Genomic DNA, 321 nt, shown 5'->3' on the forward strand with positions numbered 1-321 from the left:
TGTAGCCCAATGCCTGCAAGTCCAGAAACATCTGCTTGATCGTGCGCCGCTGCTTGCGAGAGCGATTGGCTTCTGTGCGCAACCAGCCAGACAGCTTGCAGGCAAATGGATCAAGCTTGGTAGAGATCGTGCGCTGTGCAACGCGAGGCTGCACAACATCGGAGCGCAAATACTTGCGGATGGTATTGCGAGAAAGCCCAGTTCTGCGGGCGATCTCCCGGATGGACAGGTGCTCACGCAGAGCCCAGCGCCTGATGACACTCAAAGTAGCCACGTCAATCACTCCTGGTCTCCTGCTGCACATAAAAGCAGCAGGCTAGG

General features: G+C 56.7%; 1 protein-coding gene. It reads right to left on the bottom strand.

The window, feature by feature from the left end; translation table 11 throughout:
* The coding region (locus tag SJH88_RS19545; protein WP_274755429.1) for a winged helix-turn-helix transcriptional regulator at positions 1 to 283 on the bottom strand (283 nt) is incomplete at its 3' end.
* Between the last annotated feature and the right edge of the window lie 38 nt (positions 284 to 321).

This window comes from Comamonas sp. GCA5 (assembly GCF_036541385.1).
Classification (GTDB): Bacteria; Pseudomonadota; Gammaproteobacteria; order Burkholderiales; family Burkholderiaceae_C; genus Comamonas; species Comamonas aquatica.